General features: G+C 68.7%; 9 protein-coding genes. 4 read left to right on the top strand and 5 right to left on the bottom strand.

Going from position 1 to position 6,365, the window contains the following annotated elements:
• Positions 1-55 precede the first annotated feature (55 nt).
• From QSK32_RS45230 to QSK32_RS45215, 4 genes are read left to right on the top strand one after another with little or no spacing between them, the layout of a single operon-like run.
• Entirely contained in the window at positions 56-577 is a 522-nt protein-coding gene (locus tag QSK32_RS45230) for a VOC family protein (protein WP_285475550.1), read from the top strand.
• A complete protein-coding gene (locus tag QSK32_RS45225) occupies positions 574-1,191 on the top strand; it encodes an alpha/beta hydrolase (RefSeq protein WP_285475549.1) in 618 nt (205 codons plus the stop codon). Before QSK32_RS45230 ends, QSK32_RS45225 begins: the two co-directional genes overlap by 4 nt.
• Positions 1,188-1,982, top strand: a complete 795-nt coding sequence (locus tag QSK32_RS45220; protein ID WP_285475548.1) for a 2-keto-4-pentenoate hydratase — start codon at positions 1,188-1,190, stop codon at positions 1,980-1,982. The genes QSK32_RS45225 and QSK32_RS45220 overlap by 4 nt, the downstream gene beginning before the upstream one ends.
• Positions 1,979-2,566, top strand: coding sequence for a cysteine hydrolase family protein (locus QSK32_RS45215; protein ID WP_285475547.1), 588 nt, complete (start codon positions 1,979-1,981; stop codon positions 2,564-2,566). Before QSK32_RS45220 ends, QSK32_RS45215 begins: the two co-directional genes overlap by 4 nt.
• Here QSK32_RS45215 and QSK32_RS45210 read toward each other — a convergent pair.
• From QSK32_RS45210 to QSK32_RS45190, 5 genes are all read right to left on the bottom strand, one after another.
• Entirely contained in the window at positions 2,552-2,842 is a 291-nt protein-coding gene (locus QSK32_RS45210; RefSeq protein WP_285475546.1) for a muconolactone Delta-isomerase, read from the bottom strand. The genes QSK32_RS45215 and QSK32_RS45210 overlap by 15 nt on opposite strands.
• Positions 2,843-2,848: 6 nt before the next feature.
• Positions 2,849-3,682, bottom strand: coding sequence for a catechol 1,2-dioxygenase (gene catA / locus QSK32_RS45205; protein ID WP_285475545.1), 834 nt, complete (start codon positions 3,680-3,682; stop codon positions 2,849-2,851).
• 39 nt (positions 3,683-3,721) lie between these two features.
• Positions 3,722-4,822: a mandelate racemase/muconate lactonizing enzyme family protein gene (locus QSK32_RS45200; protein WP_285475544.1), complete on the bottom strand. Its 1,101-nt coding sequence runs from the start codon at positions 4,820-4,822 to the stop codon at positions 3,722-3,724.
• A gap of 102 nt (positions 4,823-4,924) precedes the next feature.
• Positions 4,925-5,806, bottom strand: a complete 882-nt coding sequence (locus QSK32_RS45195; RefSeq protein WP_285475551.1) for a LysR family transcriptional regulator — start codon at positions 5,804-5,806, stop codon at positions 4,925-4,927.
• 72 nt (positions 5,807-5,878) lie between these two features.
• Positions 5,879-6,319: a DoxX family protein gene (locus tag QSK32_RS45190; RefSeq protein ID WP_285475543.1), complete on the bottom strand. Its 441-nt coding sequence runs from the start codon at positions 6,317-6,319 to the stop codon at positions 5,879-5,881.
• Between the last annotated feature and the right edge of the window lie 46 nt (positions 6,320-6,365).

The raw sequence follows: 6,365 nt of genomic DNA, 5'->3' as shown, positions 1-6,365 counted from the left end.
GACTGAAGCCCCGAACGAAGACTGACCGAAGCACGACCGAGAGAGGCAGACGATCATGAGTATCGGCCCGGTCCGGCTCAACCACGCTGTCCTGTTCGTCACCGACTTGCCCCGCGCCGAACGCTTTTACACCGACGTGTTCGGCATGGTGGTGGCGGCACGCGAACCCCGCGCGAACGCCGCGTTCCTGCGCCTGCCGCGCTCCGGCAACCACCACGACCTGGGCCTGTTCGGTGTCGGGACCTCCGCACCACCCAAGCGCCGCGGTGGCATCGGCCTCTATCACCTGGCCTGGCAGGTCGACACGATCGACGAGCTCGAGCAGGCCCGCAAGGTCCTGGCAGAGGCGCGCGCGTTCAGCGGCGAGTCGAGCCACGGCGCCACCAAGAGCGTCTACGGCGCCGACCCGGACGGCAACGAGTTCGAGATCATGTGGATGCTGCCCCGGGAGAGCTGGGGCGAATTCGAGAACAGCGCACCGGTCGACCACCTCGACCTGACCGCCGAGGTGCGCCAGTGGAGTGGCGTCGGCACGGCCGGCCGGATACTTCCCGGGCCGGCAGGAGCTCAGGCATGACCGCCCCGGTGGTGGCGACGGCGGGATCCGCCGATCCTGCCGCGCCGCTGGTGGTTCTGTTGCACGGTCGCGGCTCCCACGAGCGCGAGATTCTCACTCTGAGCGGGCACCTTCCGCCCGAGCTTTCGTACGCGGCCGTCCGCGCACCGATTACCGAGGGCGGCGGCTTCGCCTGGTTCGCGAACCGGGGCATCGGCCGCCCGATCCCCGCCTCCCTGCGCACGACCATGGACTGGTTCCGGGCGTGGCTCGACAGGGTGGCAGCCGAAGGCCGTCCGGTGATTCTGGTCGGCTTCAGCGGTGGCGCGGCCTTCGCCGGCGGACTGCTGCTCGACGACCCGGCCCGCTACGCCGGCGCCGCGATCCTGTACGGCACCCTGCCCTTCGACGCCGGTGTGCCGACGACACCACAGCGGCTGTCCGGTGTTCCGGTCCTGGTGGCGCAGGGTGAGCACGACACCGTCATCCCGCGCGAGCTGCTCGACCGCACCTGGGATTACGTGACGGGCGATTCCGGTGCGCAGAGTACCGCCCGCCGAGACCCGGTCGGCCACGGCATCGCCCCGGAAGCGCTTGGCGCCTTGGCGGATTGGCTGCAAGAAGGGCCGAAGTGACCCCGGTCGCTGCCGCCGCCGACTTGCGTTCCGCCCGGCTGACCCGTATTCCCCGACGGCCTTTCACCGACACCGACGCGACCTTGGACGTACGGTGGGGCTACCAGGCGCAGAATGCGGACCGAGTGCAGCGGGTGGCTCAGGGTGAGCGGATCGTTGGTGCCAAAATGGGCCTGACCAGCGCCGCCAAGCAGGCCACGATGGGGGTCCACCAGCCAATCGCAGGCTTCCTGACCGACGCCATGCGGCTGCCCGCCGGACACAACTACGATCTGTTAGCCCGCACCGCACAGCCGCGCATCGAGCCGGAGATAGCGTTCCGGCTCGGTGTCGTCGTGGACAGGCCGTTGACCATGGCGTCTGCCGCCGATGCGATCGACGGCATCGCTGCCGCAGCGGAGATCATCGACTCCCGCTACGCCGCCTACGGTTTCCGGCTGCCCGACGTCGTCGCGGACAACACCAGTGCGGCGGCTTTCGTGATCGGCGACTGGATCGACCCGGCTGCTGCCGGCGACCTCGCCGCCCTGCGCTGCGTCTTCGCCGCCGACAGCCGGGTGCTGGCCAGCTCGACCGGCGCCGCGATCCTGGGACATCCGCTGCAAGCCCTGATCCACCTCTCGAACCACCTGTCCAGCCATGGCGGGTACCTGCGGCCCGGTGCCGTCGTGCTCGCCGGCGCTGTCACCGATGCCGTCACGATCGCGCCCGGCGTGACCTACCGGGCCGAGATTGAAAACCTAGGTGCCGTCGAATTCAGCACCTCCCCAGAACAGAGGACAACAACATGACCACCGCTCTGCTGATCATCGACATGCAGAACGACACGGTGCACGCCGACGGCGCGTACGCGTCGTTCGGCGCCGCCGCGCACGCCGCGTCGCAGAACGTTATCGCCAACGTCGGCACGGTTCTCGGCGCCGCACGCGGCGCTGGCGTGCCGGTGTTCCACACCCGGATCGTGGTGCATCCGGTCGCCGGGCTCGGTGGTGCGAACGCTCCGATCTTCCGGATGCTGGCACCGGACACGTTCAAGCTCGGTAGCTGGGGTGCGGCGATCGTGGACGAGCTCACCCCGGTCGACGGTGAGGTGGTGCTCGACCGGATCCGGATGAACGCGTTCGGTGGCACCAGCCTCGACATCATGCTGCGCAACCTGGGCGTGACCAAGCTGGTGGTGGCCGGGGCGTGGACGAACATGGCGGTCGAGCACACCGTGCGGGAGGCCGCCGATCACGGATACGAGGTCACCATCGTCTCCGACGCGACCTCGAGCCTCAGCGACGAGTGGCAGCAGGCCGCGCTCGGCTACGCCCTGACCAATATCGCCACGATCGCGAACACCGCCGAGACCGCGGCGTCATTCCAGAGTTAGAGCCTTGTCCGACGGGTGCTGGGCCAGTGGGGTGACCTCGACGGTCATATAGGGGAACAGCGGCAGGTTCCAGAGAATCTCGTGCAGCCGGTCGTTGGACGCCACGTCGAAGATCGACAGGTTGGCGTAGCGGCCGGTGATGCGCCAGATACTGACCCACTCGCCGGCCCGTTGCAGGTCCAGGGAGTAGGCCTTCTCCCTGTTCAGGAGGTCGGCGCGCTCGGCAGCGTCCATGCCGGTGGGCAGACCGACCTCCATGTGTACGGCGAACAGCATCGCTGATCAGGCGGCCGGGTCGAGGATGAAGTCGTACTCGACGTCGACGCCGTCGCCGATCGGCTTCGGGTCGAGCATGAGTTCCGGTTTGACCGCCGAGGCGATGTCGTCGTCGTTGTGCGGGTCGCCGGGGAAATACAGCTGCGTGGTGATCAACTGGTGGCCGGGCGCGGACACCTTGAGGTGCAGGTGGGCCGGCCGCCAGGCGTGCCAGTTCGCGGCCCGGATGATCGCGCCGGTGGCTCCGTCGGTGGGGATCTGGTACGGCGCCGGCTTGATGGTGCGGATCGTAAAGTGGCCGCTCTCGTCGGCGGTGACCCGCCCGCGCAGGTTCCACTCCGGGATGCCCGGGGCGAACTGGGCGTAGAAGCCCTCGTCGTCGCAGTGCCAGATGTCGACGAGTGCCCCGCCGAGCGGCGTGCCGTCCACGGCGCGTACCTGGCCGTGGAAGGTCATCGGGGTGCCCTTCTCGTCCGGGCGCATCGGCAGAGTGGCCGGGGTGGCGAAGGCGGGCGCGCCCGGTGCGTAGAACGGGCCTTCGATGGTGCCTTTACTGCCTTCGCGGTTCGCGTTCGCCACCTCTTCGACGACGTGTTCGACGAAGACGTCGAGGAACAGCGGCCATTCGCCGTCGGCGCCGACCTGGATCAGCCACGCTTTGAGGGCGTCGTATTCGTCGTAGGTGACCTGGTGTTCGCGGATGGTGGCGTAGACGGCCTCGAGGATCTGCCGGGCGAGCAGGCTGACCCGCTCCGGAGGAGTGTCGCCGGTGACGACCTTGTCGGTGCTGAAGCGTTCGGTGGCGGCGGCACCGGTGGCCGCCGCGGTGGCCTGGGTCATGTCGGGGGTCCCTTCGTGGAGACGGCGCCGGGTGGCGGGTCAGCCGTCCGTGCGGTAGCGCGCGAGCTTGTCGTCGTCGATCTCGACGCCGAGGCCGGGGGCCTCGGCGACGCGGAGTTCGCCGTTCTCGATCAGAAGGGGTGTCTGGAGCAGGTCGTCGGACATGTCGAGGAAGTTGGACACCTCGGCGGGCCGGCGGGTGGTGCGTTCGAAGGCGGCGCCGAATGCGACGCTGCACAGTGAGCCGAGCCGGCCGTCGATCTGGTTGCCGATGACGACGTCGACCCCGAGTCCCTCACAGAGTCCGAGCACCCGCAGCGAACCGGTGAAGCCGGTGCGGGCGGTCTTGATGCTGATCCCGGTGATGCCGCCGTCGAGGACCTCGCGGGTGATCTCGGCTGGCCGGGCGGCGCTCTCGTCGGCGAACAGCGGGATCCGGGCCCGCGCGGCGAGCCACCGGCGGCCGATCACGTCGTCGGCCGGACACAGCTCTTCGGCGAAGCTGAGCCCGAGATCGGCCATGGCGTCGAGGGCCTGGGCCGACTCGGCGGCCGTCCAGCCCCGGTTGCCGTCGATGTAGAGGGTCACGTCGGCGAATCGATCGCGCAGCGCACGGCAGACGGCGACGTCCAGCTCGATCGGCCTGCGGCCGACCTTCACCTTGAAAGCCGTGATTCCGTACGCGGAACGCATTCGCTCGGCCTCGGCCACCATGACGGCGGGCTCGTCGAAGCCGAGCATGTGCGCTACCCGGACACGGTCGGCGTAGCCACCGAGCAGGTCGGTCACCGAGATCCCGGCGCTCTGTCCGACGATGTCCCACAGCGCCATGTCGATCGCGGCCTTGGCGGTGTGGTTGCCGACGGTGCGATGCATCCGCGTGGCGGCGACCTCACGATCGTACGGTGAAAGGCCGTTGATCTGCGGCGCGAAAAGGGTGTCGATGACCGTCTTGATGGAGGCCTGCGTCTCCCCGTAGGTGAATGGGCGCGCCGGTGCCTCGGCGGTCCCGACCAGGCCGTCGTCGGTGATGATCCGGACCAGCACATGCTCGGCGACGTGTACCTCTCCGCTGGCGAAGCGCAGCGGCTTTCGGTACGGGATGGCATAGGGGATCGCCTCGATCGCACTGATTTTCATGGCGCTCCCGGTTGCCGGCCGCCTGTGGTGGCGGTCACTTCGGTGATGCCGCCAGTGTTACGCGCCGAGGGCCGACGTGTGAAAGACCTGGTTCAGCTGGATTCAGACGTGCGCGATCTCAATCGCGCGGTCACGGACCTTCACCGCAAGAGGGGACGGGTTCTCGGCCCGGATCGCCACGGCGAGCTCCACTCGTGCCGGGTCGTCGACCAGAGGCCGATATCGGGCGCCAGTGACCTTCAGATTCGCGACTGATGCGGGTACCAGCGCCACCCCGAGGCCGGCCGCGACGAACGAGATGATCGTCGAGGTCTCGGCGACCTCCTCGACGACGCGGGGCGCGAAACCGGCGTGCCGGCACGCGTCCACGGCAACATCGTGCACCACCGACCTGCCGTGCGCGGGGTACGCGATGAAGGCGTCGGAGGCCAGATCCTCCAGCCGGACCCGGCGCTGGTGGGCCAGGCGATGGCTGACCGGCAGCGCCACAATCAGCGCTTCGGTGCGCAGTACGTGCACGTCGAGTCCCGTGTCGCGCACCGGCGGTCGCAGGAAGCCGACATCGAGTTCGCCGCTGAGCAGCGCGGTGACCTGGTCGGGTGTCAGCAGCTCACCCTTGAGGTCGAGTTCGATGCCGGGAAAGCCGGCGCGCAGATCCCGGGACAGCACCGGCAGCAGTTCGTACGTCGCCGAGCCGGTGAAGCCGATTGCGAGGTGCCCGGTGTCGCCGGCCGCGATCCGCCGCGCTTCCTCGCCGGCCACCTCGATGCCGCGCAGCAGTTCGCGAACCCGCTCGAAATAGCGTTCACCGGCCGCGGTCAGCGCGACCTTGCGGGTGGTGCGGTGGAACAGCGCGAAGCCGAGTTCGTCCTCCAGTTGCCGGATCTGATGTGACAGCGGTGATTGAGCCATGTGCAGCCGCTCGGCGGCGCGGCCGAAGTGGCACTCCTCGGCGAGCACGACGAAGTAGCGCAGGTGCCGCATCTCCACCGGTTCACCGTACGGGTACCAGGACGGCCCCCGCGGATGCGATTCGCGGGGGCCGGACAGGCGGTGTTATGCGCTGAATGCCGGGCGCAGGCCCTGCGGCAGGCGGGGTGCGATGAGCTGGTCGACGCTGTAGCGGCCGCCGCCGAGGACGGCGAACAGGACCGTGGCAGAGGCCAGGGCGAGAACCAGTTCGTAGCCGTTGCCGCTGACGAAGACGCCGTTGGAGATGTGGACGATCAGGAACGCGCCGATCATGTCCAGTGCGAGCAGCAGACCGACCACCGGCACGGCGATCCCGGCGATGAGGGCGACGCCGCCGACCAGTTCGACGATCGCCGCGAACCAGGCACTCGCGGTCGGTAGCGGCACGCCCATCTGGTCGAAGGACGCGCCGGTGCCGGAGAGGCCCCATTCGTTGAACTTCTGCCAGCCGTGGGCGACGAAGACGACGCCCACGGCGACGCGGGTGATGAGCAGGACCACGTCACGCAGCGTGGTGTTGTTCATGAACCAATCCTTTATCGAATGGGGATTTGTCGTGTGAGGTTCAGTT

It is taken from the genome of Actinoplanes sp. NBRC 101535, assembly GCF_030269225.1.
Classification (GTDB): Bacteria; Actinomycetota; Actinomycetes; order Mycobacteriales; family Micromonosporaceae; genus Actinoplanes; species Actinoplanes rectilineatus.
This window is presented reverse-complemented; position numbering and strand designations above follow the sequence as displayed.

Coding starts and splice junctions, on each gene's coding strand:
- QSK32_RS45230 (WP_285475550.1), top strand. CDS start 56: ATGAGTATCGGCCCGGTCCGGCTCAACCACGCTGTCCTGTTCGTCACC.
- QSK32_RS45225 (WP_285475549.1), top strand. CDS start 574: ATGACCGCCCCGGTGGTGGCGACGGCGGGATCCGCCGATCCTGCCGCG.
- QSK32_RS45215 (WP_285475547.1), top strand. CDS start 1,979: ATGACCACCGCTCTGCTGATCATCGACATGCAGAACGACACGGTGCAC.
- QSK32_RS45210 (WP_285475546.1), bottom strand. CDS start 2,842: ATGCTGTTCGCCGTACACATGGAGGTCGGTCTGCCCACCGGCATGGAC.
- catA (WP_285475545.1), bottom strand. CDS start 3,682: ATGACCCAGGCCACCGCGGCGGCCACCGGTGCCGCCGCCACCGAACGC.
- QSK32_RS45200 (WP_285475544.1), bottom strand. CDS start 4,822: ATGAAAATCAGTGCGATCGAGGCGATCCCCTATGCCATCCCGTACCGA.
- QSK32_RS45195 (WP_285475551.1), bottom strand. CDS start 5,806: ATGCGGCACCTGCGCTACTTCGTCGTGCTCGCCGAGGAGTGCCACTTC.
- QSK32_RS45190 (WP_285475543.1), bottom strand. CDS start 6,319: ATGAACAACACCACGCTGCGTGACGTGGTCCTGCTCATCACCCGCGTC.